The organism is Desulfoconvexum algidum, assembly GCF_055382125.1.
Genome location: NZ_AP042394.1, coordinates 2,610,655 through 2,636,296 on the forward strand (window position 1 = coordinate 2,610,655; position 25,642 = coordinate 2,636,296).

24 protein-coding genes are annotated in these 25,642 nt (G+C 45.4%); 5 read left to right on the top strand and 19 right to left on the bottom strand.

Annotated elements, in window-relative coordinates; genetic code table 11:
* Positions 1–82: 82 nt before the first annotated feature.
* The 8 genes from tnpA to ACZ45G_RS12060 form a co-directional block, all read right to left on the bottom strand.
* Complete coding sequence (gene tnpA, locus ACZ45G_RS12025) at positions 83–517, bottom strand: IS200/IS605 family transposase (RefSeq protein WP_464177064.1); 435 nt, start codon at positions 515–517, stop codon at positions 83–85.
* Between the two features lie 111 nt (positions 518–628).
* Positions 629–1,531, bottom strand: a complete 903-nt coding sequence (lipA, locus tag ACZ45G_RS12030; protein WP_464178390.1) for a lipoyl synthase — start codon at positions 1,529–1,531, stop codon at positions 629–631.
* A gap of 2 nt (positions 1,532–1,533) precedes the next feature.
* The gene (gene lipB / locus ACZ45G_RS12035; RefSeq protein WP_464178392.1) at positions 1,534–2,250 is read right to left on the bottom strand and encodes a lipoyl(octanoyl) transferase LipB; all 717 of its coding nucleotides are present in this window, start codon (positions 2,248–2,250) and stop codon (positions 1,534–1,536) included.
* The gene (gene gcvPB / locus ACZ45G_RS12040) at positions 2,235–3,707 is read right to left on the bottom strand and encodes an aminomethyl-transferring glycine dehydrogenase subunit GcvPB (protein WP_464178394.1); all 1,473 of its coding nucleotides are present in this window, start codon (positions 3,705–3,707) and stop codon (positions 2,235–2,237) included. The genes lipB and gcvPB overlap by 16 nt, the downstream gene beginning before the upstream one ends.
* Positions 3,707–5,041, bottom strand: a complete 1,335-nt coding sequence (gene gcvPA / locus ACZ45G_RS12045) for an aminomethyl-transferring glycine dehydrogenase subunit GcvPA (RefSeq protein ID WP_464178396.1) — start codon at positions 5,039–5,041, stop codon at positions 3,707–3,709. The genes gcvPB and gcvPA overlap by 1 nt, the downstream gene beginning before the upstream one ends.
* A gap of 5 nt (positions 5,042–5,046) precedes the next feature.
* Positions 5,047–5,445, bottom strand: a complete 399-nt coding sequence (gene gcvH, locus ACZ45G_RS12050; RefSeq protein WP_464178398.1) for a glycine cleavage system protein GcvH — start codon at positions 5,443–5,445, stop codon at positions 5,047–5,049.
* 30 nt (positions 5,446–5,475) lie between these two features.
* Entirely contained in the window at positions 5,476–6,723 is a 1,248-nt protein-coding gene (locus tag ACZ45G_RS12055; RefSeq protein ID WP_464178400.1) for an aminomethyltransferase family protein, read from the bottom strand.
* A 25-nt stretch (positions 6,724–6,748) separates the two neighbouring features.
* Positions 6,749–7,192, bottom strand: coding sequence for an Lrp/AsnC family transcriptional regulator (locus ACZ45G_RS12060; protein ID WP_464178402.1), 444 nt, complete (start codon positions 7,190–7,192; stop codon positions 6,749–6,751).
* 206 nt (positions 7,193–7,398) lie between these two features.
* Between ACZ45G_RS12060 and lpdA the strand changes: the two genes are divergently transcribed.
* Together lpdA and ACZ45G_RS12070 are read left to right on the top strand one after the other, a co-directional pair.
* Positions 7,399–8,859 (top strand): dihydrolipoyl dehydrogenase, encoded by a 1,461-nt coding sequence (lpdA, locus tag ACZ45G_RS12065; protein WP_464178404.1) that lies wholly within the window; start codon positions 7,399–7,401, stop codon positions 8,857–8,859.
* Positions 8,860–8,962: 103 nt separating this feature from the next.
* Positions 8,963–10,174: a MalY/PatB family protein gene (locus ACZ45G_RS12070; RefSeq protein WP_464178406.1), complete on the top strand. Its 1,212-nt coding sequence runs from the start codon at positions 8,963–8,965 to the stop codon at positions 10,172–10,174.
* A gap of 89 nt (positions 10,175–10,263) precedes the next feature.
* Here the strand turns inward: ACZ45G_RS12070 and ACZ45G_RS12075 are convergent, their stop codons facing one another.
* The 8 genes from ACZ45G_RS12075 to ACZ45G_RS12110 all read right to left on the bottom strand — a co-directional run bounded on the left by ACZ45G_RS12075 (position 10,264) and on the right by ACZ45G_RS12110 (position 18,069).
* Complete coding sequence (locus ACZ45G_RS12075) at positions 10,264–10,977, bottom strand: ABC transporter ATP-binding protein (RefSeq protein ID WP_464178408.1); 714 nt, start codon at positions 10,975–10,977, stop codon at positions 10,264–10,266.
* Positions 10,977–11,750 carry an ABC transporter ATP-binding protein gene (locus tag ACZ45G_RS12080; protein WP_464178410.1) on the bottom strand — a complete coding sequence of 258 codons (774 nt, stop codon included), beginning with the start codon at positions 11,748–11,750 and terminating at the stop codon, positions 10,977–10,979. The genes ACZ45G_RS12075 and ACZ45G_RS12080 overlap by 1 nt, the downstream gene beginning before the upstream one ends.
* Positions 11,751–11,752: 2 nt before the next feature.
* Complete coding sequence (locus ACZ45G_RS12085) at positions 11,753–13,072, bottom strand: branched-chain amino acid ABC transporter permease (RefSeq protein WP_464178412.1); 1,320 nt, start codon at positions 13,070–13,072, stop codon at positions 11,753–11,755.
* A gap of 122 nt (positions 13,073–13,194) precedes the next feature.
* The gene (locus tag ACZ45G_RS12090; protein WP_464178414.1) at positions 13,195–14,130 is read right to left on the bottom strand and encodes a branched-chain amino acid ABC transporter permease; all 936 of its coding nucleotides are present in this window, start codon (positions 14,128–14,130) and stop codon (positions 13,195–13,197) included.
* A 108-nt stretch (positions 14,131–14,238) separates the two neighbouring features.
* On the bottom strand, positions 14,239–15,414 hold the full coding sequence (locus ACZ45G_RS12095) for an ABC transporter substrate-binding protein (RefSeq protein WP_464178416.1): 1,176 nt from the start codon (positions 15,412–15,414) through the stop codon (positions 14,239–14,241).
* Between the two features lie 142 nt (positions 15,415–15,556).
* Positions 15,557–16,627 carry a sigma-54 interaction domain-containing protein gene (locus tag ACZ45G_RS12100; RefSeq protein WP_464178418.1) on the bottom strand — a complete coding sequence of 357 codons (1,071 nt, stop codon included), beginning with the start codon at positions 16,625–16,627 and terminating at the stop codon, positions 15,557–15,559.
* 9 nt (positions 16,628–16,636) lie between these two features.
* Positions 16,637–17,029, bottom strand: coding sequence for a response regulator (locus tag ACZ45G_RS12105; RefSeq protein WP_464178420.1), 393 nt, complete (start codon positions 17,027–17,029; stop codon positions 16,637–16,639).
* A gap of 104 nt (positions 17,030–17,133) precedes the next feature.
* On the bottom strand, positions 17,134–18,069 hold the full coding sequence (locus tag ACZ45G_RS12110; RefSeq protein ID WP_464178421.1) for a calcium/sodium antiporter: 936 nt from the start codon (positions 18,067–18,069) through the stop codon (positions 17,134–17,136).
* Positions 18,070–18,225: 156 nt separating this feature from the next.
* Here ACZ45G_RS12110 and ACZ45G_RS12115 point away from each other — a divergent pair, with 156 nt between their 5' ends.
* On the top strand, positions 18,226–19,239 hold the full coding sequence (locus ACZ45G_RS12115; RefSeq protein ID WP_464178423.1) for a 3-oxoacyl-ACP synthase III family protein: 1,014 nt from the start codon (positions 18,226–18,228) through the stop codon (positions 19,237–19,239).
* Positions 19,240–19,313: 74 nt separating this feature from the next.
* On the opposite strand, the gene ACZ45G_RS12120 is transcribed toward ACZ45G_RS12115, so the two are convergent.
* Both ACZ45G_RS12120 and ACZ45G_RS12125 read right to left on the bottom strand, forming a co-directional pair.
* Positions 19,314–20,981: a glucose-6-phosphate isomerase gene (locus ACZ45G_RS12120; protein ID WP_464178425.1), complete on the bottom strand. Its 1,668-nt coding sequence runs from the start codon at positions 20,979–20,981 to the stop codon at positions 19,314–19,316.
* A 149-nt stretch (positions 20,982–21,130) separates the two neighbouring features.
* On the bottom strand, positions 21,131–21,598 hold the full coding sequence (locus tag ACZ45G_RS12125) for a PilZ domain-containing protein (RefSeq protein WP_464178427.1): 468 nt from the start codon (positions 21,596–21,598) through the stop codon (positions 21,131–21,133).
* A 285-nt stretch (positions 21,599–21,883) separates the two neighbouring features.
* Between ACZ45G_RS12125 and ACZ45G_RS12130 the strand changes: the two genes are divergently transcribed.
* Both ACZ45G_RS12130 and glmM read left to right on the top strand, forming a co-directional pair.
* Positions 21,884–23,119 carry a protein GlmU gene (locus ACZ45G_RS12130; protein WP_464178429.1) on the top strand — a complete coding sequence of 412 codons (1,236 nt, stop codon included), beginning with the start codon at positions 21,884–21,886 and terminating at the stop codon, positions 23,117–23,119.
* A gap of 69 nt (positions 23,120–23,188) precedes the next feature.
* Complete coding sequence (gene glmM / locus ACZ45G_RS12135; protein ID WP_464178431.1) at positions 23,189–24,568, top strand: phosphoglucosamine mutase; 1,380 nt, start codon at positions 23,189–23,191, stop codon at positions 24,566–24,568.
* Positions 24,569–24,670: 102 nt separating this feature from the next.
* Here the strand turns inward: glmM and ACZ45G_RS12140 are convergent, their stop codons facing one another.
* The gene (locus ACZ45G_RS12140) at positions 24,671–25,378 is read right to left on the bottom strand and encodes a Bax inhibitor-1/YccA family protein (RefSeq protein ID WP_464178433.1); all 708 of its coding nucleotides are present in this window, start codon (positions 25,376–25,378) and stop codon (positions 24,671–24,673) included.
* Positions 25,379–25,642 lie beyond the last annotated feature (264 nt).

A 25,642-nucleotide genomic window follows, 5' to 3' on the forward strand; every position in this document is an offset into this window, starting at 1 on the left:
GGCCAGGCCTTGGGCTACCCCTAAAAGGGGTTTAGTATGCCTTGCCCCCTGAGGGGGCAAGGGAAGCTATCCCGAATTAATTTCAGCTGAACAGGTCTCGTTGCTCTGCCCGTTTTTCTTTTTGTTCTTGATACTTCACATACTTTCGTATCATCTCAGAGTCCAAACCAACCGTATCAACACAGTATCCGCGGGCCCAAAACTTGTTACCCCAATAGGGTTTGCATTTTAAATGTTTGAACTTGTTGAACACTCTGATTGCGGTACGCCCTTTTATAATCCCCATAAAATCTGAGATTGAAATCTTTGGGGGCACCTTAACAAGCAAGTGGACATGATCAATTTGAACATTCAGTTCAACAATTTTGCACTTTTTTTGCTCTGAAAATGCCCTGATACAGCTGGCAACCTCTCTCGCCACGTCACCGTTCAAAATCCTGAAGCGGTATTTGGGAACCCAGACAATATGGTATTGGCAACACCATAATGTCTGTGATAACTTTTGGAATCGGCTCATTTGTTACTCCTTACTCGTTTGTTGTGGGGACAACTTCGAATATTGAGTAACATTGAGTCGTACAGATGGCAAAGCCACTGCACTCTGACCTGGCCCAGAGGGCCAGGGTTTCTACATCAGACTAAAAAGATCCTTGGCATTATAGGAACTGCGGACAAAGGGGCCGGCTGCCACCCTGTTAAATCCAATCTTACGGGCGGTTCGCTCAAGTTCTTTGAATTCTTCCGGTGAATAGTAACGTTTGATTTCCAAGTGCTGGCGTGAGGGTTGAAGATACTGGCCAATGGTCAAAATATCACACCCATGCTCAAAAAGATCTCGCATGGTTTGTGCCAGTTCTTCCTTGGTCTCTCCAAGTCCCACCATGATACCCGATTTGACGGGCATTAAAGGATCCATGGCTTTGACATTCCTTAAAAGGTCAAGGGATCGTTGGTATCTGGCTTCGGGTCTGGCGGTTTCGTAGAGGGAGGCAACCGTTTCAATATTGTGGTTGACCACATCCGGCTTTGCATATACAACCGTTCCCAAGGCCTTGATATCACCCTGGAAATCAGGTATCAACACCTCCACTTTCATTCTCTGGGAGTCCGTGTCTTTCCCTGTAGGCTGATCCTGTTTGCAACCCTTTATTTCCTTTATAACAGCAGCAAAATGGGCGGCACCGCCGTCGGGCATATCATCCCTTGTCACCGAGGTCACCACCACATATTTCAGGCCAAGTTTTTGTGCGGCCTTGGCTACCCGCTGGGGCTCATCTGGATCCACGGGCAGGGGAGGGTTGGCAGTGATATTACAAAATTGGCAATGCCGGGTGCACTCAGATCCCAGGATCATAAAGGTGGCGGTATTTTTGGAAAAACATTCAAACATATTGGGGCAGTTGGCTTCCTGGCAGACCGTGGTGAGCTTGGCAGCTGAAAGAAGTCGTCTTACCCGCTGGTAATCGCCTCCCTGGGGCAGGGGTTTTTTGAGCCAGGCGGGTTTACCTTTTTTTATGGTGGTTTTACACATGATCACTCCTTGGTGATGGTGATATCAAATATGGTGGAAAAATGATGACAAAACAATTGGCAGACCCGATCCATCATCTCTTTATTTTTATTATTCTTGTTTTTGGTGTTGTCTAATTTAGCTTCCATGACAACAGAGGTCATGGCCACATTTTCAAGGCCACAGGGGTTGATCCAGGAAAAGGGGGTAAGATCCGGGCAGACATTCAAGGCCAGTCCGTGGATGGAGATCCCTCGTTTAATGGAAAGACCCACGCTTCCGATTTTTCTATGACCCACCCACAGCCCATGATTTTTAACATCCCTGTCTGCCTGGATGCCAAATTCTCCAACCGTTTGTTTCATGATCTCTTCCATTCCATAAACAAAATCAGCCACTCCGATTTTCGCTCGTTCAAGGTCGATAATCGGATAGAGAACGGCTTGTCCAGGTCCGTGAAAGGTGATATTTCCCCCCCGGTCTGTTTCCAGGATTTCAATTCCCCTGGACGTCAAAAAATCCTCTGATACCGTAAGATTTTCCCGGCCCCCCCGGCGCCCCAGGGTAAAGACCCTGGGATGCTCAACAAAAAAGAGCCGGTCCGGTTCTAACGGGTTGTTTATCTTAGCGTTCCGGGTATTGATCTGAAGGGCCAGCGCTCTCGTGTATTCCAGGGTGTTTAAATGAGAGAACACGCAGGAACGCTGGATTATAGGTTTGATGGTTACCCTCTCAGGCATGGTTTTCTTGCGGCAGCGACTTCATCCAGACGGGTCACCTTGGTCAGAAGCGGGGCTTTTTTGAGCAGTTCCGGGTTTTCCCTGGCTTCTGCTGCAATGGCTTTGACCGCATCAATGAACTGGTCGATATTTTCCTTAGATTCGGTTTCCGTGGGTTCCACCATAAAGGCTGCGTCCACCACCAGGGGGAAATACACCGTTGGTGGATGAAATCCGTAGTCCAGGAGGCGCTTGGCCATATCCATGGTGGTGATGTGATTTTCTTGCTGAAATTTGTCGTTAAATACACATTCATGCATGCAGGGCAGATCATAGGGCAGGTTCAGGGTGCCTTTGAGACTTTCCTTGATATAGTTGGCATTGAGAACGGCCAGGGTTGAGGCATCCTTTAATCCCTTGGGACCCATGGAAAGAATATAGGCCAATGCCCTTACCATGACGCCGAAATGACCGTAAAAGGTATGCATTCTGCCGATGGTATCCGGGCAATCTGTTACGAATTTATAGGTGTCGAGTTCCTTTCCTGTTCTATTTTTTTCTATTCTTGGAACCGGTAAAAAGGGAATGAGTTCCTTGACAACGGACACGGTTCCGCAGCCGGGGCCTCCGCCTCCGTGGGGGGTGGAAAAGGTTTTATGCAGGTTCAGGTGGAGGGCATCAATGCCCAGATCCCCGGGTTTGACGATTCCCATGATGGCATTCATGTTGGCGCCGTCTCCGTATACAAGTCCGCCTTTGGCATGGACAATCTCACATATCTCTCGAATATTTTCTTCAAACAGCCCCAGGGTGTTGGGGTTGGTGATCATGATCCCTGCGGTGTCTTCGTCCATGATTGCGGCCACAGCCGCAGGTTCCAAAATTCCCTTTTCACCGGATTTGACACTGACCGAAGCATACCCGCAAAGGGCGGCCGAAGCGGGGTTGGTGCCATGGGCCGTATCCGGGATGATGATCTTGGAGCGCTGTTTTCCTTTTTTCTCGTGATAGGCATGGAACATGAGAATACCAGCCAGTTCTCCGTGGGCACCTGCTGCAGGCTGGAGGGTAACGGCGGGAAATCCCGTGATTTCTCCCAAAGCCTGTTCCAGGTCATACATGAGCTTTAAGGCTCCCTGGGAGAATTCTTCTCCCGCCAATGGGTGGGCGCTGGCAAAGCCCGCTCTGGCTGCCTGGACTTCATTGGTTTTGGGATTGTATTTCATGGTACATGATCCCAAAGGATACATGCCAGAATCCACCCCAAAATTCCACTGGGAAAGCCGTGTATAGTGTCTCACCACATCCAGCTCGTAAAGCTGGGGCAGTTCCGGCGCATCTGCCGTAAGGCTTGGATCCAGCAGGGTTCGTTTTACCTGTGTTTTCGGAATTGAGACGGCACATCTGCCTTCCCGGCTTTTTTCCCAAAGCTGGGGTTCGTTGAAAATAAGGCCTTTAGTTCCCGGCTGCTTATTCATTATTGCACCTCCTTTGCCAGTTGATCCATATCATTTTTGCTCGCTTTTTCCGTGGCGCAGAAGAGATAGTGATCTTTTAATTCAGGATAATAGGGTTCAAGATCAATGCCGGCAAAAATGCATTGGCTACGGATCAGGTCTGCTCTTTTTTGGCTGAATCCCTCGGGGACTTTGACCACAAATTCATTGAAAAAGGGAGTGTCAAACACCGATTCAAACCCGGCCTTTCTAAGAATATCTTTCAGGTAGACGGCATTGTCATGGTTTTGCTGGGCAATTTCACGGATACCGATTTTACCCACCGTGGCCAGATACATGGCTGCTATCATGGCATTGAGGCCGTTGTTGGAACAGATATTGGAAGAGGCTTTCCCCCTTCTGATATGTTGTTCCCGGGTGGCCAGGGTCAATACATACCCGTCATCTCCATTGGCATCCTTTGTCCTGCCGACGAGCCTGCCGGGCAGGTTTCTCATCAATTTTTTGCTGCCGGCTAAAAGTCCCAGGCCAGGACCTCCGAATGTCTTGGCAATGCCAAGGCTCTGACCTTCGCCAGCCACAAGATCAGCACCACAGGATCCTGGATTTTTAAGCAGTCCGTAGGCAAGGCTTTCCGTAAAAGAGGTTATAAATAGAATATCTTTGGCTTCGGCAATGGCCTTAAAAGCCGCAAGGTCTTCAATATTTCCAAAAAAGTTAGGGGATTGGATTGCCACCCCGGCAATGCCGTCCATGGCCGCAAGTGCTGCGGTATCCGTAAGTCCCGCAGGGGTGCGGGGGATTTCAACCATTTCATATCCCGAAGGAGTGATATAGGTGTTAATAATCTGACGATGGCTGGGATGGACCAGGGAGGAGACTGCGATCTTATTGGCGTTTTTATTTTTTCTCAGGGCAATCAAAGCACATTCGGCCAGGGCTGTACCGCAGTCATAGTGGGAGGCCGTTGCAATATCCATTCCCAAAAGTTCTGTTATCATGGTCTGGAATTCATAGATTCCCTGGAGGGTTCCCTGGCTGACCTCGGGCTGATAGGGGGTATAGGCTGTTGCAAATTCAGACCGTGATATCAGATAGGGAACGATAGCAGGAATAAAATGGTCATAGGAACCTGCCCCGATAAAGCATTTATAATTTTTACAGGCGATGTTGGCAGATGCCAAAGCCTCCATATAGGCATCCAGATCCCATTCGCTTAAGGCTTCCGGAATATTTAAGGGACCCTTTGTCTTTAAGGCGTCGGGTATGGTTTTAAACAAATCATCCAGAGAGGCTATGCCAATTTTGGCCAGCATCTGGTCGATATCCTCTTGGGTATGGGGAAGATAACGCATGGCATTTATCCTTTCAGCATTTCAAGGTATGCTGCCTTGTCCATTAAATCGTCCAACTGGGAAAGATCACTGGGTTTTATCCGGATGATCCAGCCGCCTTCATAACAGTCTTCATTGACAAGTTCCGGTGCATCTTCAAGGGCTCCATTGGTTTCAATGATTTCGCCTGAAATGGGAATATATACTTCTGATACCGCTTTGACCGATTCGACGCTGCCAAATTCGTCTCCCTTAGAAAAAGTATCCCCCACTTCGGGTAGTTCAACAAAAACGATTTCACCCAATTGATCCTGGGCGTAGTCGCTAAGGCCTATGGTAACAATGTCTCCATTGAGTTGAGCCCATTCGTGGTCCTTGGTGTATTTTACATCTGCGGAAAAATTAAGATCGCTTATCTCTTTCATAACAGCCTCCTTTTAAATAAATTAAATAAATTAAATAAAATTATCCAGTTTCTTTCTTGCGGTTCTGTCTGGTCGTATGTCGGTTACAATAGTCACCTTGATGGAGCGCTTGCCTTCTTTAAGGGTCAATTTAACGCCGGGGTCAATTTGTTTTGAAACCATGACAAAGCCGCAGCTAATGCCTTTTATTTTTAGATTTTCGGAAAGATCCGGGGTGTTAATGCTGACGATTTTGCCGTCAAGAAAGTCGATGCCCATATCCGTGGCACAGGTCAGGACGTGGCCGATGCTTTCATCAGTTTGGTCCAGGACCTGTGTCGCCTCACCGGCATTTACTTTTCTTAGATTCTCACCCACAAAGGGGAGTATGAATGGGTCGTTTTTTGCCGGAACCAGTGCTTTTGAACCCAAAAAATCTTTGGTAAATCTTTGTTTTTCCCGGGTATAGGGCAGGGCAAAGTCCCAGGGGTGGTTGGTAAATTTCCAGTGACCGATATCCTGGTGTGACAGGGGCAGGCATGCCCCGGCTCTCAAAGAATCCCGGGCACCCAGACCGCAGGCGGCAATTCCATATTCTTCACCCGCGATCAGAATATCTTTCCATAAAGTTACAATGGCAGACAGATCTAAAAAGATTTCAAATCCAAATTCTCCGGTATATCCGGATCGAGACAGCAATACGGGGGTACCGTCCAAAAGGGTGACAGGGGATTGGTCTGCCTCGTTTTTAAAATGCCCTTTGAATGAAAAATAGGGCATTTTGTCGAATACACTTTTAGGGTTTTTGATCAATTTTGACAAAATTTTGGCGGAGTTTTTACCCTGGATATCCATTTTGGCAATTTTGCCGGACAGATCTTCAATCAGAACATCCATTTTGTTTTTTTGGCTCTCAAGATGTTCGGCAATGACACCGCCCATGCCTGCATTCACGCATACCATGAACCGGGTGTCGGTAAATTTATAGACAATGGCATCATCAATACAATACCCCCGGGTGTCCAGAAATGCACCGTATACACATCTGCCGGTTAAAAGAGAGCTGATATCCCTGGTAAAGCAATAGTTAAGCAGGGTAAAAGAATCCTTGCCGGTAACATTGATGCAGGCCATGTGACTGGTGTCAAATATACCCGCTGATTTTAAAACAGCCAGATGTTCATTTTTGACCCCGGTGTCATACCATAAAGGCATGTCAAATCCTCCGAAATCAGCCATGTTCGCACCGGCATCCTTGTGCCATTGATGTAAAGATGTGGTCTTCAAACTGGTATTCATCACAACGCCCTTATAAAATATAGATTTAAAAAATATAGGGAACTTTCAAATTATAGGACTTGTATACTACAAATGCCTCAACAGAGTTGACACCTTCAATTTTGGAGAGTTCATCGGTGTAAAATTCCAGTAGGCCGAATCCTTCTTTGAATAGAACCTGGAGAATCAGGTCGTACCGACCCGTAACAACGCTGGTTGAAATAACCCCCTTGAGCTTACTGATTTCCTCGCCTTTCTGGACCAGGTTCATTTCAGTAAGCTTGATACCGATAACAACCGATTGGTGTCCGGGCAGGGTAGCCGGATCAACCAAACCACAGATTTCCAATACCCCTTCTTCCTGGAGTTTGTTGACCCTTGATCTGACAGTATTCTCGGTAATGGACAATTTGTCAGCAATAATTTTAAAGGATTTTTTTCCTTCTTTCAACTCTCTAATAATATCGATATTAGTTTTGTCGATTTTCATTAGGCCTCTTTTTTAATTGAAAATTAAATTAAATTATCTTGATAATTACCTTTCGATAATGATAATGTCAATTAAATTTTAAAAAATTCATGTAAAAACAAATTTTACTTATGAAAATTTATGAAAATCATATATAATACAAAATATTTTCGTAATAAAATGGGTATTTTTAGTTATAATATGGATAACAATTACAGGAGGAACCCATGTCTGAGGAACCCATGTCTGAAAAATTGTCTATTATTGGTGGAGGTCCGGGGGGATATATTGCAGCATTGCGTGGGGCTGCCCTTGGCGCAAAAGTGACCTTGATTGAACAAGAAAATCTGGGCGGTACCTGTCTTAACTGGGGGTGTATTCCTTCCAAGATCATGAAAAATTCGGCGGACCTGTTTTTAAAATGTTTAAAAGCAGGTCCGTTGGGTATCAAAATTGAGGGAAGCATCACACCGGATATGCGAGCGCTTATGGACCGGAAAGAAAAAATTCTTTCTAGCCAGAGAAAAGGAATTGCCTCATTGTTGCAAAGCCGTGGCGTTGCCATTGAAACAGGCCTTGGAAAAATCTTATCTAAAAATTTGGTTGAAGTGACCAAAGCTGACGGGCAGAAAATAGAGGTGGCTTTTGATAAATTGATCATTGCCGTGGGCACCAAACCCATGGATGTGCCTGATTTTCCCTTTGATCACAAAAAAATTCTCTCTTCCAATGACATCCTTGTTTTAGATGAAATTCCGGTCTCCTTGACCATTGTTGGCGGCGGAGTAATTGGGTGCGAATTTGCATTCATCTTTTCTGCTTTGGGGTGTAATGTGACTATTGTTGAGGCCATGTCCCGGCTTTTACCGTTGCCCTCTGTAGACGAGGCCTGTTCAAAATTGTTGTTGCGGGAGATGAAAAAATGTAAAATAAAAGTCTTGTGCGATACCATTGTCACCACAGCAGATACAACAGGAGATGGGGTGGCAATATCCCTTGCGCCCAGCCCCTTTACCGATAATCCAAACCCCCAGAAATTAAAAACAGATGGTATCCAATCCCAGGTGATGGCGGTCTGTATTGGCAGAACTCCTCTGTCCGACGGGCTTGGCCTTGAAAATATTGGTCTGTCCACCATGGGCCCGGGGTGGATTGGCGTTAATGAACATATGGAAACTTTAGTGGAAAATGTTTATGCCATAGGAGATATTCTGGGACCCGAAAAAATCATGCTGGCCCATGTGGCCTCCCATGAAGGGCTTGTGGCTGCCGAGAATGTCATGAAGCCAGAGTCTGCACCCAAATTGACCATGGCCTATGACGTAGTGCCCGGTGCCATTTTTACCAGCCCTGAGATCGGCACCGTGGGCCTGAGCGAAAAACAAGCCATTGCCAAGGGCCTTGAGGTGGAGACGGCAAGTGTCAACTTCAGGGTTCTGGGAAAGGCCCAGGCCATTGATGAAATAGCAGGTGAAGCCAAGATGATTATTGAAAAGAAAAGCGGCAAAGTGCTGGGTGTCCATATGATCGGGCCCCATGCCACAGACCTCATTGCCGAAGCCACCCTGGCAATTGAAAAGGGGCTGACCGCAAAAGAAATTGCCCATACCATTCATGCCCATCCTACGCTTGCGGAAATCATGGGAGAGGTTGCGTCAAAAGCCATGGGGATGCCCCTTCACGGATAGGGATTAATCCCTCTCTTCCTAAATTTCGTGAAATAGTCTATACTTGCCCGCTTAAACCACATAAAAATCATGATGACAATTAATAGAAAACAGGAAAATTCAAATGGGATTGGAACGAGACTGGAACTTTGACGAGATAATTGACAGAAGCAATACCGGATCAATGAAATGGGAACCCGGCGTATTGAAAGTAAAGTTTGGTGAGGGCAGGGAAAATTTGCTGCCCCTGTGGGTGGCAGATATGGACTTTTTAAGCCCGACCGTGGTCAGAAAGGCCATGGAAGAACGTCTGGCCCATCAGATTTATGGATATACCATGATGGATGAGGGATATAATGAGGCGCTGATATCCTGGTATCAAAGACGCCACCAATGGGAGATAAAAAAGGACTGGATCCTCACCAGTCCTGGAGTCGTTCCGGCAACCAACTATCTTGTTCAGCGATTTACCAGTCCCGGTGATAAGGTTCTGATCCAGACCCCGGTCTATTATCCTTTTGCCCAGGGAATTGTCAGCAATGGCCGCCAGGTTTTGGAAAATCCGTTGAAAATAAGCAAGGGTCGTTATCAAATGGATTTTGATGATCTGGCGACAAAAGCGGCGGATCCCAGGGTCAAGCTGGCCATCCTCTGCAGCCCCCACAATCCGGTTGGAAGGGTGTGGACCCAAAAGGAGCTTGAACAATTCGGGAAAATCTGTCTCGAGAATAATGTTTTGGTTTTTGCCGATGAAATCCATTGCGACCTGATCATGCCGGGATTTAAACACATCTGTTTCCAGGATATTTGCGATGAATTTGCCCAGCATTCCATTACCGCAAATTCGGCCAGCAAGACTTTTAATCTGGCAGGCCTTCAGCAGTCCAGCCTCATCATCCCCAATGCGAGACTGCGAAATGAAGTTTCTCATTTTTTTGAAAATCTGGGGGTAGGGGGCCGGGGCAGCGGTACTCTTTTTGGCGCCATTGCCACAACGGCTGCTTACAATGGGGCTGAACCCTGGCTGGATGATCTGATCGTATATCTTCAGGAAAATTTTGTTTATTTGAAAACAAGCCTGGAAGAACAATTACCAGGCGTTAAGGTTTTTGACCTTGAGGGAACCTATCTGGCCTGGGCAGATTTTAGATCCCTGGGGCTACCCCCCACAAAAATTGTTCAGATAATCGAGGATGAGGCCGGGGTTGCCCTGGATCATGGGAATTGGTTTGGAAAGAATGGGGCAGGGTTTGAACGGTTTAATATTGCCTGCCCAAGGGGAATTTTGAAAAAGGCTGTTGAATCAGTGGTGGCTGGTTTTAAAAAATTTTTATAAAAACAAGCTTTTCATAAAAAGGCCCTGGAAAAATCATTTTCACCAATTATAATTTTTTTCAGGGCCTTTTTATTTGTCTGGTTTTTTGTTTATGCGCCCAGATAGGCCTTTTTAACTTCGGGGTTGACGAGCAGTTCATCTGCCGGTCCCTCAAGGACCAGGGATCCGTTTTCAATCACATAGCCCCGCTGGGCAAATTTAAGGGCAAGCCTGGCATTTTGTTCCACCAAAAGGATGGTGGTCCCATGCTTATTGATTTCTTTGAGCGCCTTGAACATGTCCAGCATGAGCAGGGGGGCTAAGCCCATGGAAGGCTCGTCCAGGAGCATGATTTTTCGGCCGGACATATAGGCCCGGCCCACGGCCAGCATCTGCTGCTCGCCGCCGGAAAGGGTTCCTGCCAGTTGGTCTTTTCTTTCCTCCAGCCGGTTAAACAGATCAAATACCCATTTTTTATCCTTCACAATCTGGTCCTTGTCTTTCCGGGCAAAGCAGGCAAGAATAAGGTTTTCGGTAACCGTTAGGTTGCCAAAAATTCGTCGGCCTTCGGGTACATGGGAGATACCCAGGCGTGACACCACACGATCCGCACTGTATTTTAAAATATTTTCCCCTTCAAACTCCAGAATTGAGCCGGGCTTTGAAGGGACCATCCGTGAAATGGCCCGAAGCGTGGTGCTTTTACCGGCACCATTGGCACCGATGATGGTTAAAATCTCACCTGCTTCAACGGAAAAACTGATGCCGTGGAGGGCTTTGATGTTTCCGTAGGATACCTTTAGATTTTCAACTTTTAACTGCATCAGGTCAGATCCTCCTTGCCAAGATAGGCCTCAATGACTTGTGGGTTATTCTGAATTTCCTCCGGCGGGCCTTCAGCAATTATTTCTCCAAATACCAGGGTTTGGATATACTGGCATAAATCCATGACAAACTTCATCCGATGTTCTATCAAAAAGATAGCAATCTTAAAATCTTCATGGACCTGGCGGATAATTTTTATCATCTGGACCAGTTCATCCGGCGTCATGCCGGCCGTGGGTTCATCTAAAAACAGCACCTTGGGGTTGGTGGCCATGGCCCTTGCCATTTCAACCCGGCGCTGGGCCCCATAGGGCAGGTTGGTCACGTTTTGCTTTGCATGTTGTTTTATGTCAAACAATTCCAGAAGCCGATAGGAATTTTCTTCAACCTGGGCCTCTTCTCTGCGGCAGGTGGGGGTATTGAAAAAAGATCCGAACAAGCCATAGGTAAGTTGTGAATAATGAGCCATCTTGATATGATCCAGCACATTCATATGCCGCCAGAGCGCCAGGTTTTGAAAGGTCCTCCCCAGACCCTTGGCAGCGATTTCATTGGTTTCAAGCCCCTTGATATTTTCATTTTCCAGGGTGATGGTGCCTTCGGTGGGGGTATAGACCCCTGTGATCAAATTAAAAATAGTGGTTTTCCCGGCACCATTGGGTCCGATAAGCCCTACGATCTGTTGGGGCGCAATGTTCAGGTTGTAATTGTGAACAGCACGCAACCCGCCGAAATAATGGGTCATATTTTTTATACTGAGCAATGCTGACATAGTTACACTCCTAATTTGTCTTTAGCCATAGTATTCATGGGGTCGCTTTTAACTAAATTTTCAGGGTTGTTTTTGGACCGCAGAAGCCGTTTGGCATTGATCTCCTTAAAGGATATCAGTCCGTAGGGTTTAAAGATCATGACAAGGATCAAAATCAAAGGAATGATAATCCACTTGAAAAGCTCAAGGGGACGAAGGGCTTCGCCCAGCACATTGATGCTCACGGCTCCCACAATCGATCCCACAATGGAATTGAGGCCCCCAAAATAGACCATGGCCAGGATTTCTGCCAGACGGTTGATACTGAACATGCCCGGATTTATATAGGCCAGGACATGGGCAAAAAGTCCCCCCCCCACTCCGGCCCAGAAGGCACCGAACATAAAGGCGGTCATCTTGGTTTTCCGGGTTTTAATGGTCATGGATTCAGAAGCTGCCTCATCGTCGCGCACCGTGTTCAGGGCCTTGCCCATGATGGAGGAGACAAAATTGTGAACCACCCAGATGCACAGCATGGTCCAGATAAAAATAATGGGCAGGGGGGCATAATCTGGCTGACCACCCATACCCCTGGCACCGCCGATAATATGGAGGTTTTCTACGGCAGACTTGACAATAAACATGAACGCCAACGAGATAATGGCCAGATAATCCCCCCTTGTTCTAAAGGAGGGAATGGCCACCAAAAGAGAGCCCAGGGCCGCGGCAGCCCCGCCTGCTAAAAGAGCAAAGGGAAAGAGCCAGGGACCAAAGCTTGCTGGTAAAAGGGCCGTTCCAAAAATTTTATCGTTCACAAACAGGACCAGGGTGATGATGGAGGATGTATAGGCCCCCAATGCCATAAACCCTGGATGGGAACAGGAAAATTCTCCCTGGTATCCATTGATCACATTTATACTGACGGTGAGAATAATCGAAATCAGGGTCAGTTTGACGATTAAAACCCGATAATCATTGATGCCGGCCCATAGATGGAGGATGGCATAGAAAAAGACCAAATGGATGAGGACAGATACCCAGAGGGGGAGTCGTTCAAAGGAAGCCGCCAAAGGATTGGTGAAGCGGGAACTCACCTTTGCCACCAAAAGAATGGGGATAACATATACGATCATATCATACCCGATGGCGCCCGGTATCATCATGGGTTTCTTGAGCATGATAAGCGCCCCGAACAGCACCGGTATCTTGGGAAGTCCCAGGTAATAGGAGATATAGTCATATCCCCAGTAATACTCGATGAGCACCGCCACAAGAGTTCCCAAAAGCCAGCCCAGCATGGGCACGGTTGAAAACATGAGTTTAAATTTTCTTGCAAATTCCATTTAATGTTCCTGTGTGATTTTCGTTAACCAAATTATAATTCAAATTTTTATAGTCCTGATTTTTATAGTCCTGATTTTTATAGTCCTGATTTTTATAGTCCTGATTTTTATAGTCCTGATTTTTATAATCTTAGTTTTGTACTATGCTCCATTCCGAAAAAACCCCTGGGCCTGAAGGTGAGGATCACAAGGATAATCGAATAGGCAATCAGATCCCTCAGGGTGGACGGGAAGATGGTTGCCACAAAAATTTCAATAAACCCCAAAAGATAGCCTGCAAGGGCGGCGCCTTTTATGGAGCCTCGTCCGCCGAGGATGGCAGCAACAAAGGCCTTCCAGCCAATAATGACCCCCATATAAGGATCCAGGATGGGATATGCCTGGCCGTAAAGGATTCCGGCCACCGAGGCCAAACCTGCCCCCACGGCAAAGGTTAAAGGAGCGATGACATTTATGGAAACCCCCATGAGGGGGACGGCCAGAAAATCATAGGACATGGCCCGCATGGCCATTCCCCACTTGGTTTTCTGGATAAAATAGTGCAGGGCCAGCATGAGCAGCAATGATATGATAATGATCATTATCTTAACATTGGTGACATAGATCCCGCCGACATGATAGGTGACCGATTCCATCAAGGGCGGAAAGCTGAGGCGTTTGGCCCCTAAAAGGATCAAAATACCGGTTTCAAAAATAATACCGATCATAAGTCCCGTGATGGCAGCAGAAGCCCGGGGGGCATCTCGAAGGGGTCGGTATCCGGCAACTTCAACGAACACACCGATCCAGGATGCCAGGAACATGGTCGTCACCACTGTGGCCAAAAAAATCAATGGCGCTGGCAAAATGCCTGCAAAAATGGCCAGAAAAAGGGTGGCAATACCAAAACCGATATAGGTTCCCACCATAAAAATATCGCCATGGGCAAAGTTAAAGAGCATTAAAACGCCATAAACCATTGAATATCCGATGGATATAACGGCATAAAAACTGCCTCTTTGTGCCGCGTTAATAACATTTTGAAGAATATACTGGAATAATTCTATCGAAGATTCCATTCACCAACTCCTGTTGCATTTAGATATGAATGACTGCTGCACCATAAATGTACAGCAGTCATTTTTTAAGGTATTTATTCGTGCCAATTACCGTTTCCGATTATGGTATCAGGGGCAAACGGATTTATAAAATTCGTATTCACCTCGTTCATTGATTTTAACGATAACAGCACACTTGATGGGATCCCCTTCTTCTGTGAAAGTCATCTTACCGGTGATCCCGGCAAAATCTTTGATCTGGGCCAGGGCCTTGCGGACGGCTTCCCTGTCTTTTTCCATCCTGCCGGTGATTTTACCGGCATCCTGGATGGCCTTCTGGGCAAGCTGCAGGGCATCCCAGGTAAGGGCTGCCACATCATCGGGTGTATAGCCATAGGCGGCTTCATATCTGTCAATGAAGTTTTTGGTGGCACCCTTGGCACCGGCTGCTGCGTAATGGGTAGAAAAGAACAGGCCATAGCAGGCCTTTCCGCAAAGCTCTACTGTCTCGGCAGATCCCCAGGAGTCAGATCCAACGATGGGGCCTTCCCAGCCAAGCTGGCTGGCTTGTTTTACAATCAAGGGCACTTCATTGTAATACTGGGGGGCAAAAAGCACTTGAGCACCGGATCTAACAATTTTGGTCAGCTGGGATGAGAAATCAGTGTCCTTGGTGGTAAAGCTTTCATAGGCAACCACAGAACCTTCGCCATGCTTTTTCTCCCATGCTGCTTTAAACACTTCGGCAAGTCCCTTGGGGTAATCAGATGCCACATCGTAAAGGACGGCTGCCTTGGTAAATCCAAATTCATCGGAGATGAAATTTGCCACAACTGGTCCCTGGAAGGGATCCAGGAAACATCCTCTGAAGACAAAGGGCCGGTCCATGGTGGTGGCGGGGTTGGTGGACCAGGGGCTGATCATGACGGTTTTATATTTATTGGCCACTTCGCCTGCCGGAATAGCCTGTTTGGATGACTGGGGACCGATAATGGCCAGTACATCATCCTGGGTGATCATTTTGGTGTTGGCTTTTACCGCAGATTCTGCCTTGGATTCATTGTCTTCAATGACAAGTTCTACCTCATACATTTTGCCGCCCACTTCCAGGCCCCCGGCTTTTTCAATGTCTTCAAGCCACATCATGGCGGCATATTTGGAACCTTCACCCACCTTGGGGATATCCCCGGTTAAGGGGGCGTTGATCCCGATTTTGATAATGGTTTTTCTGGCAGAAAATGCCAGCGGTGAAAACGCCATGGCAAATGTAAAGGCCACAATAGTGAATACAATAATTTTCCGCATGCTTTCTCCTTTAAAGAATGTAAAATCATGATATGCCGCATGAAATGCAGACAAGTTTTTGCAACAAACACCTGTATAATTCATACATTTAGTCTATATTTAAAAATAAAGATGAAGTAAAGAATAAAAAAAAACAGAACAACTATTTTACGGGGGGGTCAACTTCAAACTCACTCATTTTGTACAGGAGCGTTTTATAGCTGATCTTGAGTATTTTAGCAGCTTTAGATCGGTTCCAACCCACTCGTCCAAGAACAAAGGTGATGACTTCCTTCTCCACCCGGTCAGAGGCCAGTTTTTTGATTTTTTTCAAGGAGATGTCTTCAAATAATTTTTCGGAACTGGTGGACAGATCGACAAATTCAGAGATGATACTCATCCGATCATTTGTTTCTTTATTGTGATGAAAAAGATTGGATTCATGGGCCAAAGGATTGGAAATGTCCTGGGGAATGTCCTGGGGATGTTCACTGGGCAGTTCTTCAAAAATTTTATCCCATGAGTTTACGACCATCTGTTTTTTAATGCAGTTTTGCAACTGCCTTACATTGCCGGGCCAGGGGTAGTTACACAAACGATTCAGGGTTTCGGCATCGGGTTTGCTGCCCATATTATTGGGGTATTCTGTTTTGTATAATCGAAAATAATATTCAATAAGCGAGGGAATATCTTCTTTTCTTTGTCGCAGGGGAGGGATCTCAATCTTAATGATATTGAGCCGGTAAAAAAGATCCTCCCTGAATGTTTTTGCCCTGATGGCTTCTTCCAGGTTATGGTTTGTTGCGGCAATCACCCACACATCGGTTTTAAAATCCTGATCAGATCCCAAGGGCGAAAACTCACCGCTTTGAAGTACATGGAGCATTTTTGATTGAAGCGCCAGGGGCATGTCACCAATTTCATCCAGAAAAAGCACCCCCTTGTCAGCAGTCTGAAATTTGCCGGGGCGTTTTTTATGGGCACCTGTAAAGGCGCCTTTTTCATACCCGTAGAGTTCGCTTTCCAGAAGGGTTTCCGGCAATGCCGCACAATTTATTTTAACAAAATGCTGTGTAGATCGATTGGATTCAGTATACAGGCTTTGTGCCACCACTTCTTTTCCCACCCCTGTTTCACCGGTAATCAATACATTAAGGCAGGTGTTGGCTACATGGTTAATCAGTTCCTTAATCTTTAACATTGATTTGCTGACGCCGATCAGGGGTGTACTCATAGGTTTGCTTTACTTTTTTAGGTTGTGGTTATCATCGCTCAGAAGGCTTGCGACCGTGTCTTCAATCTTGAATAAATCTATGGGTTTGAAAAGCACAATATCCGCTTTCGCTTCAGATGCCAGGGCCCCGGGTTGATCGCCATAACCGGTTATGGCAATTATTTTCAGGTGGGTAAATTCTTTTTTTACAATGGTAATAAGTCCCACACCACTAATATTGGGCATAACAAGGTCTGTGATCAGGCAATCAAAAAACAGGGCTTCATCCCTTAATAATTTCAAAGCGACAAACCCATCCACCGCAGTTTTTACTTCATATCCCATTGAATTGAAAAATTCGTAAAAAGTGGACAGGATATCTTCATTATCGTCGACTATTAAAAGTCGTTTCGGGTTGGTCATTCTATACCCCTTAGGTTAGAAAGAATATTTGCATTATTAACAGTCCATATAATAGATTTGTTGGGACTTGCAAGGAAAAAATCAAAAAACGACGAAATTGTTAACTATTTTATATAGGACACTATGATATAAATAAAAAATAAGAGGATAAACAGGATGCCGCCGGGTTTGTTAACCCCTTTTTTTATAAAGGCCATAATTCCCAGGACAAAACAGATAAAGATCATGAAAGGAAACTCAAATCCGTGGAGTGAGGGGTCAATGGACATGGGGTTGAAAAGGCCGACCACTCCCATGACCAGGCAGATATTAAACAAGTTGGATCCCACCACATTACCCACTGAAATATCACTTTCCCCCCTGGCCGCTGCAACGGCAGAGGTGGCAAGTTCCGGCAGGGAGGTGCCAAGGGCGACCACGGAGATACCAATAAATGTTTGGGAAAGACCCATTTGGCTGGCAATGACAATGGCTTCTTTTACAACAAAATTGGCACCCAGGGAGAGCATGATAATCCCCAGGACAATAAAAAAAAGATTTTTGAGCAATTGTTTAAGGGGTCGGTCCATAGGAGGGGTTTGCCCATTGGATTTGTCTTTGGCTGTAAGGAAGCCGTAGATCAGAAAAACACTCAAAAAAAAGATGAGAACAATTCCGTCAATCCTGTTAATATTGGAATCCATACACAGCACCCAAAAAACTACCGAGATAAAAATCATATAGGGGATTTCAATTCTAACCACCTGCCGGCTGATGGGAACCGGTCGTATAACAGCGGAAACGCCGAGTACAAGGGCAATATTAATTACATTGCTTCCCAAAATATTGCCGATTGAAATACCGCCGGACCCTTTATAGGCTGCCACAAGACTGACCAGAAGTTCCGGGGCCGATGTGGCAAGGGAAACGATGGTAAGCCCAATTATGACAGGGCGAACCGCAAACATGACGGCCGTGGATGCCGCACCCTCTACCAGAATGGAAGATCCAAAATAGAGCAGGACAAGGCCGGTTAAAAGCATGAATGATTGTGTAAACACGGTTTCCTTAAATTATAATTGATTTTTATAATTATAATTGGTTTTAGTTAAGTTTCTTGCCTAAATAACAAATAAATATTATAAGGCGTGAATAATATAGCAGTATTTAATATTTAGCAATTGATACTTTTGCATAGCACACACGAGGGAGTATAAATGATAAAAAGCATTATAAGAGGTACGGGTAAATTTGTTCCCCCAAACCTGGTGACCAATAAAGATCTTGAAAAAATGATGGAGACCTCTGATGAGTGGATCCAGAAGCGTACCGGTATTAAACAAAGATATTGGATAGAGCAAGAAGGCGTTACCGGAGCATCTGATCTTGGATTTGAAGCAGCCAAACAGGCACTTGACCAAGCCGGATGGACTGCCGAGGATTTGGATTTTATCCTATTTGCCACCCTGAGCCCGGACATCATGTTTCCGGGATGCGGATGTCTTCTGGCGGCCAAGCTGGGATTGAATTCAACCCCGACCCTGGACATCCGTCAGCAGTGCACGGGTTTTTTATATGGATTTGCTACAGCAGATGCTTACATCAAGACCGGTCTTGCCAAAAAGGTGCTTTTGGTGGGCGGAGAAGTTCATTCTTCCGGGCTGGATAAATCTACCCGGGGCAGGGATGTTACCGTTATTTTCGGGGACGGAGCCGGTGCTGTCTGCATCGAAGGGGTTGATACCCAAGAGAGCGTAGGTCTCTTGGCCTCGGCTCTTCATACCGATGGAAATTTTGCAGAATCCTTGATGGCTGAACTGCCGGCATCACGTCTTCCCCAGCGTAATCCGCCGGGTGTTCCCCTTGACGATCCCCGGTATTTTCCCGTCATGGACGGACCCAGTATTTTCAAAAAAGCGGTTCGCCTGCTGCCAAAGGTATCCCATGAAGCCCTTGCAAAGGCTGGAATCGGCCTTGACCAGATTGACCTTGTTATTCCCCACCAGGCAAACAAGAGAATCAACCAGGCCTTTGGGCAGTTCTTAAAACTTCCCGAAGACAAGATCTTTCATAATATTGAAAAATACGGTAATACCACTGCTGCCAGTATTCCCATTGCCCTCAATGAAGCCATTGAACAGGGACGAATCGGCAAATCCGGAGAGACCGTGCTCTTTGCCGCACTTGGGGCCGGGCTTACCTGGGGTGCTTGTGTCTACCGGTTTTTGTAACGGGTCATAATTTACCAAAGGGCTCTGGTTATTTTTTCGTGAGCCCTTTGGTGATGGAAAGAAAATTCCAAGACTTATTCCAGCGAACCTTTGAATAAGGTATCTAAATAAAATTTTTTTGCATCTTCCAAGTGCTCAAAATTATAATTTAATTCATTGGTCCATTTATTCTTCAGGGATTGGTTTTTGAGTTGGATTTCTCGCCTGATATCAGTTGCCAGAACTTTGCCCAACTCCACTCCAAACTGGTCAAAGGGATTAAGGCCCAGAATAAATCCTTCGAACACAGTTTTGGCTTCATAAAAAGCCAATAAGTTCCCCAGGCTTTCCGGGGACAGGTCTTTGATGAGGATCAGGGACGAGGGCCTGTTGCCGTCAAAAGATTTTGCCGGAACCGTGTCTTCTTTGCCAATGGCCAGGGCCAGGGTCTGGGCAATCATATTGGCCCACAGTTCCTGGTGATTGCTCACGCCTTTTGATTCGGCACACGCTCCTGTATAGGCAGGTTTGACAACGCCGATAAATTCAATGGGAAAGGCTGGCCCCTGGTGGGCTAGCTGGAAGAAAGAATGCTGGGCATTGGTTCCGGGTTCCCCGAAGATAATGGAGCCTGCAGGTTGGATGAGAAATTGGCCGTCCCGGGACGCGTGCTTGCCGATGCTTTCCATGTAAAGCTGCTGTATATGGGCCGGTAATTTTGATAATCCGCTGGAATAGGGGATGATTGCCTGGGCAGGATAATGGAGAAAAAAGGTGTTCCAGATACTGATCAGGGCAGCCACCAGCGGGATATTTTGGGATTCAGGTGCTGTCAGTGCATGGATGTCCATGGCATGGCAGCCCTTTAAAAATCTTTCAAAACTGTCAAACCCAAAGGCAAGGCTTAAGGGCACCCCTCCCACAGCCGAGGTCACAGAGAAGCGACCCCCGATAAAATCAAACATATGAAAGGCGGCCAGAACCGGATTTAAAGGATCATCCCCCGGGCTTCCCTTGGCTGTCACCGTCACCAGGTGATCTTCAGGGAAAAGGCCATGGGTCTTTAAAAACAATTGTGCCTGGGCAAGGTTGGCCATGGTTTCCGTGGTGGTATAGGATTTTGAGATCACGATCCACAAACAGGTTTCCGGGTCAATTTTTTTTATAATGCTATTAAAATTATCAATATCCACATTGGGTAAAAAGTGAAGGATTATTTTCGGATCAATGGATTGTTTCAAGGCTTCAAATGCAAACTCACACCCCAGATAGGATCCGCCGATACCAATGACAACTGCCTGGGTAAAACACTTGCCTGTGCTGCCTTTTAGCGTTCCCTGGTGGACAGCCAAAGAAAAGTTTTTTATTTCACGGTTGACCCTGTCCATCTCGGAACTAACATCTATATTACCCACCTTCAGATCGTGCTTTGAAAATTCCCGTGCCCCGGTATGAAGAGCTGCTCTTTGTTCAGTTGTATTTACAAGTTTGCCCACTGCCATGTCTGAAAAGTGCTGGCAGGCTTTTGTCTCTTTTGCCAGTTGAATCAAGGAATTGAAGACATGTTCATCCAGTCGCTGGCGGGAAAAATCCAGAAAAAAATCTTTGATTTTAAGAGAAAATTTTGCAAACCTTTCGGGTTGCCCGACGAGATGCTTTAAATGATAGGATTGGGTTTCAAAACAGATCGCGTGTTCAGTCAAATCCTTAAATATACCCTGGTCATGGGAACTATCTGGATGGAGCAGGCCCTTTGACAGCATTTTACCCTCCTGTTTCATATAAAAGTTACAAAATCTTTCTTCTGATGGCAATGGTATTTTGTACTTGTTTTTCCGCTACCCATGTAGCTTCACGATTTGTTTTTTTAAATATCAACTTAAGGTTGTGGAAAAACTGCACACCCCTGTCACTAACTAAAATGAAAAAGAAGATACGGTCCCAGTTTGTCGTAATGATCCGAAGATTCAAATTGAGCACTAACTTCTACGGAAGATATGGTTCTCACAATTACACCCTTGTATATTTTCGATAATTTTAAATCATCAAGTATAAATTCAACAAAAATTTTTTCACCCACTTTTAGTTCAAGTTGTTCGATACATTTTATTTTTAAACCGAATCTGGAAATATCAACCACTAGGATGGCAGATTTTTTCAAACCCTTTATAATATGTCCTTTCAGGGATATCTTGTGTCTGACGGATTGCCGTCTTTCAAGAATCACAGAAAATTTATGTTTACAAATGCATGTGTAGTTTAATTTTATTTTTTTTTCGATATGACGAAATTTGGAAACATCCATTTGCCTCGTTTTCCCGCATTCAGGACAGGAGAACGTGGCCATATTATTTTTATTCATAAAAACTTTTTGGACCATTATTTTACCTCGGATGCGTTATTGAACGATCCCCGTCAAGGTTTAAAACTGTATTCCGTAAAGACTTAAAATTCGGGTTTTGACCGAAGTTAGCTCTCCAATTAAAATTAATCAATTTTCAAAAAATTATCTGATAATATATTAAAGCTGTCAAGGCATATTGCTTATTCCTAATAATAAACCAACCCGTTTTATGGGAATGAATTAATAGCTTTACCTGGCTAACTGCCGGTACGATGGAAAAACCCTTGACAACTAAACCCTAAGATAACTAATACTGGATTTATGGAAAATAAAAAAGTAGATCTGCTTCGTCAAAAAGGGGTACGTATTCCCAATCCCGAATCGGTTTATATCGGTGATGATGTTAATATAGACAAAATATCAGGGCAGGGGGTTACCCTCTATTCCGGCACTAAAATAATCGGCGCCAGATCTTTGATTCTGCCCAATTCCCGGATTGGATATGAGGCACCGGTTACCATGGAAAATACCCAGGTGGGGGCGAACACCCGGCTGGATGGCGGATTTTTCCAGGATGCTGTTTTTGCCGGCGCTAATGTATTTGGATCCGGGGGGCATGTCAGAAAGGGAACTATTCTGGAGGAGGAAGCCAGTGCCGCCCATACGGTGGGATTAAAGCAGACCATTTTATTTCCCTTTGTTACCCTGGGTAGTTTGATTAATTTTTGTGATTGCTTCATGGCCGGCGGCACCAGTCGGCGAGATCATTCCGAGGTGGGATCTTCCTTTATCCATTTTAATTATACCCCCAACCAGGACAAGGCCACCGCCTCCATGATGGGAAATGTTCACCAGGGGGTTATGCTGAAACAAAGGCCTATATTCCTGGGCGGGCAGGGGGGGGTTGTGGGACCCCTTCGAATGGGATACGGCTGTATAACCGCTGCCGGGTCCATTATTCGGAAAAATGAACTTAAAAATGACCGGATGATTTTAGGCGGCGGATTCAAGGAAGTTTCCCTTCCCCGCCGGGTGGGGGTATATTCCGGGGTGGAGAATATTGTTAACAATAATATTGCGTATATAGCTGGGTTGATATCTCTAAAATCCTGGTACCATCATGTCAGGCCCCTTTTTGTCCATGATTATTTGTCAGGACAGCTCCTTTTGGGGATGCAGCAAAATTTATCCGATTGCATTGAAGAGCGAATAAAGAGATTAAAAGGCCTTAATGAAAAGTTGACGATTTCAAGGCAAATTTTATTGGCCGGCAGTAAAGGTAAAGAAACCAAGGCCATTTGTTTGCATGATACTGCCGTTGAAATGCTGAACAAATCAGAGGATCTTTTCAATGAGAATCTGGTTTCAGATCAGATGACAAGGGAGGGGGAGTCATTTGTAAAGGCAATTGAGCTGGCGATTACAGCCAAAGGACAACACTATCTTCCTGTTATAAAGGATCTTGATCCAAGGGTTTCAGTGGCAGGAAGCAAATGGCTTTATGAGATTGAAGAAAAAATCACGACCCCCTTGTTGGTCTTTACGTCAAACGACTAAATCCCAGGTAGCGGTATTACCCGGGATAGATATGAACCACATTTTATAAAAAACAGGAACAAATTCTAAATGGGAAAACTTTTTGGGACAGATGGTATCCGGGGCAGGGCAAACCTTTATCCTATTACCTGTGAAATAGCATTGAAAACAGGACAGGCTGTGGGCCTGCTGGCACAAAAGACTGGGCAGGGAGCGGTTGTCATTGGAAAAGATACCCGTGAAAGCGGCGACATGCTCGAATCAGCCCTGGCCGCAGGCATTGCTTGTGTTGGTGTTGATGTGCTTTTGGCAGGTGTGATACCCACGCCCGGGGTGGCGTATTTAAGTACCTGTATAGAGGGGGTGGGTGCAGGGATTGTCATCTCGGCTTCCCATAATCCCTATCATGACAACGGGATTAAAATTTTTGGCCAGGGCGGGGTAAAGCTCAGTGATGCCCAGGAGGCACAAATCGAATCCCATATACTGGAAGAAAAAAATGTTCCACGGGGCAGGGTTGGAAAAATATCAATAATTTCAGATAGTTTAGACTCGTATGCAGATTTTTTGCTCAAGAAGTTTCCATTCAGGAAACATGATTCCCAGGATAAAAATCGGGTCAAAAATAGCTCGATCAAAATTGTCCCGATTAAAATTGTAATTGACGCATCCAATGGGGCGGCTTCCAATGTCAGTCACCTGGTGTTCAATGATCCGTTGTTTGATGTGCAATTCATTCATGACAGGCCCAATGGCATCAATATCAATGATAATTGTGGATCCCAGCATACCCGGGATCTTAAAGACAGGGTGTTAAGGGAAGGGGCAAATATCGGCCTTGCCTTTGATGGGGATGCAGATCGTCTCATTGCCATTGATGAGCGAGGCAATGAGATTACAGGAGATGGGATACTTGCCATCTGTGCCAAGTTTGCAAAAGAAAAGGATCAATTGAAAAACAATATAGTTGTAAGCACAACTATGAGCAATATTGGTTTGACAAAAGCGCTTGAAACACTTGATATTAAACACTTAAAATCAGATGTAGGGGATAGAAAGGTTTTAGAAGAAATGGGCCGATCCGGCGCTGTTATGGGGGGGGAAGATTCAGGGCATATGATCTTTTTGCAGGATCACACCACGGGGGATGGGATGTTGTCCGCTCTGAAGCTTTTGGAGGTTATGGTGGAAACCGGCAAGCGTTTGTCGGATTTGGCTTCAATTATGGTTGTTTATCCCCAGGTTTTGATGAATGTTGAGGTGGATGCATCCCGGCCTGACTTTACCAAAATTGTGCCCATTGCCAAAACCATACAAGACGTTGAAGATCAACTTCTTGGTAAGGGCCGAGTTCTGGTGCGGTATTCAGGGACCCAGCCCTTGTTGAGGGTGATGGTGGAGGGCCCTGATGAGAAGCAGACCCAAGGCTTTTGTGCGGATATCTGCAAGGCGATAAGAGAAAATATTTAAGGGCTTATGCGCTAAAAATATAAAAAAAAGACAAACAAAGACAAAAAAAGGGTGACCCCAAACGGATCACCCTTTTTTTAATGTTATAATTTTTTTTAAGTCTTAATCCCGGCTGCCACCCATGATGCGCAGCAGCATGAGAAACAGGTTGATAAAATCAAGGTATAATGACAGGGCGCCCATGATAGCGCCTTTGCGTACCATGGCGCCGGAAGCTGTGTCGGGCAAGGTGGCCGCCATTGTTTTTAATTTCTGGGTATCATAGGCTGTCAGGCCGACAAAAACAAGGACACCCACATAGGAGATGAGCATGGACATTCCTGAGCTCTGTACGAACATGTTGACCACAGAGGCGATGATGATGCCAATAAGTCCCATGGTTAAAAATCCGCCCATGGAGGTCAGATCCCGTTTGGTAATCATGCCGTAGATACTGCAGGCAAGAAAGGTGATAGAACATACCACAAAGGTGGAGACGATAGATGAGCTTGTATATGCAAGGAAGATAAATGACATGGTAACGCCGTTCAATGCGGCATAGATGACAAAGAGCGCGGTTGCCGTGGACGCCTGTATCTTTTGTATCCTTGCACTCAGGTAAAAGACAAATCCCAATTCTGCAATGATAAGCCCGTAAAATACCATTGTATTGCCGAAAACAAACTGGATCGCAGCTTCGCTATTTGAAACATAGTAGGCAACAAAGGCGGTCAATCCAAGGCCGACAGCCATCCAGTTATAAACGCTTCTGATAAAAGAATTGACTTTTGTCAGTGCATTGGGTTGTGAGCTTGAAAATGTTTGATTCATAGGTTCCTCCGAGGTAAAATTTAATTTAACACTTAGCTGAAAGGTAATATAACACGGGAAGGGGATAATTCAAGATTACAATTTGGTTAAACATTCATTTTGTCTGCTGTTCTTAACAGAAAAACGAAAGTTAACATAATATATATTATCAGACAAAATTTAAATATGGTTTTTTTTGTAAGCCCATGTCCACCGCTTAAATTTTGTAAAGAACCCAAGATTAGTATTGTTAAAAACATATCATTGTTTTATAAATTATGACTT

Coding starts and splice junctions, on each gene's coding strand:
- tnpA (WP_464177064.1), bottom strand. CDS start 517: ATGAGCCGATTCCAAAAGTTATCACAGACATTATGGTGTTGCCAATAC.
- lipA (WP_464178390.1), bottom strand. CDS start 1,531: ATGTGTAAAACCACCATAAAAAAAGGTAAACCCGCCTGGCTCAAAAAA.
- lipB (WP_464178392.1), bottom strand. CDS start 2,250: ATGCCTGAGAGGGTAACCATCAAACCTATAATCCAGCGTTCCTGCGTG.
- gcvPB (WP_464178394.1), bottom strand. CDS start 3,707: ATGAATAAGCAGCCGGGAACTAAAGGCCTTATTTTCAACGAACCCCAG.
- gcvPA (WP_464178396.1), bottom strand. CDS start 5,041: ATGCGTTATCTTCCCCATACCCAAGAGGATATCGACCAGATGCTGGCC.
- gcvH (WP_464178398.1), bottom strand. CDS start 5,445: ATGAAAGAGATAAGCGATCTTAATTTTTCCGCAGATGTAAAATACACC.
- ACZ45G_RS12055 (WP_464178400.1), bottom strand. CDS start 6,723: ATGAATACCAGTTTGAAGACCACATCTTTACATCAATGGCACAAGGAT.
- ACZ45G_RS12060 (WP_464178402.1), bottom strand. CDS start 7,192: ATGAAAATCGACAAAACTAATATCGATATTATTAGAGAGTTGAAAGAA.
- lpdA (WP_464178404.1), top strand. CDS start 7,399: ATGTCTGAGGAACCCATGTCTGAAAAATTGTCTATTATTGGTGGAGGT.
- ACZ45G_RS12070 (WP_464178406.1), top strand. CDS start 8,963: ATGGGATTGGAACGAGACTGGAACTTTGACGAGATAATTGACAGAAGC.
- ACZ45G_RS12075 (WP_464178408.1), bottom strand. CDS start 10,977: ATGCAGTTAAAAGTTGAAAATCTAAAGGTATCCTACGGAAACATCAAA.
- ACZ45G_RS12080 (WP_464178410.1), bottom strand. CDS start 11,750: ATGTCAGCATTGCTCAGTATAAAAAATATGACCCATTATTTCGGCGGG.
- ACZ45G_RS12085 (WP_464178412.1), bottom strand. CDS start 13,072: ATGGAATTTGCAAGAAAATTTAAACTCATGTTTTCAACCGTGCCCATG.
- ACZ45G_RS12090 (WP_464178414.1), bottom strand. CDS start 14,130: ATGGAATCTTCGATAGAATTATTCCAGTATATTCTTCAAAATGTTATT.
- ACZ45G_RS12095 (WP_464178416.1), bottom strand. CDS start 15,414: ATGCGGAAAATTATTGTATTCACTATTGTGGCCTTTACATTTGCCATG.
- ACZ45G_RS12100 (WP_464178418.1), bottom strand. CDS start 16,627: ATGAGTACACCCCTGATCGGCGTCAGCAAATCAATGTTAAAGATTAAG.
- ACZ45G_RS12105 (WP_464178420.1), bottom strand. CDS start 17,029: ATGACCAACCCGAAACGACTTTTAATAGTCGACGATAATGAAGATATC.
- ACZ45G_RS12115 (WP_464178423.1), top strand. CDS start 18,226: ATGATAAAAAGCATTATAAGAGGTACGGGTAAATTTGTTCCCCCAAAC.
- ACZ45G_RS12120 (WP_464178425.1), bottom strand. CDS start 20,981: ATGCTGTCAAAGGGCCTGCTCCATCCAGATAGTTCCCATGACCAGGGT.
- ACZ45G_RS12125 (WP_464178427.1), bottom strand. CDS start 21,598: ATGGTCCAAAAAGTTTTTATGAATAAAAATAATATGGCCACGTTCTCC.
- ACZ45G_RS12130 (WP_464178429.1), top strand. CDS start 21,884: ATGGAAAATAAAAAAGTAGATCTGCTTCGTCAAAAAGGGGTACGTATT.
- glmM (WP_464178431.1), top strand. CDS start 23,189: ATGGGAAAACTTTTTGGGACAGATGGTATCCGGGGCAGGGCAAACCTT.
- ACZ45G_RS12140 (WP_464178433.1), bottom strand. CDS start 25,378: ATGAATCAAACATTTTCAAGCTCACAACCCAATGCACTGACAAAAGTC.